The sequence below is a fragment of the Bartonella sp. TS25HLJMH genome, assembly GCF_042193505.1.
Classification (GTDB): Bacteria; Pseudomonadota; Alphaproteobacteria; order Rhizobiales; family Rhizobiaceae; genus Bartonella; species Bartonella grahamii.
The window spans coordinates 503-769 of record NZ_JBHILV010000096.1 but is presented as its reverse complement, the minus strand read 5'-3'; positions in this window follow the sequence as shown (position 1 = coordinate 769).

Genomic DNA, 267 nt, shown 5'->3' with positions numbered 1-267 from the left:
GTAAAAATGAAAAAAGTTTTTGTAACTTACAGCTTTTTAATGAGAGGCGGAGAGCCCCTCATTAAAGCAAAGCTTAGTTATTTTACTACTATGATTTTCACATCCTAATGACAATTAATGGTGCTTGATTTTACCGTAAGCGAGAGGATAATTCTTCCTGATATTCATATTGGCTTTTAAAACTAATATCAAAATTAAAACGATCTTTACAATTTTTCACAAAAGTCTCTCTTGCATGTACACAGCGTATAAAATTATCTCCTTTTT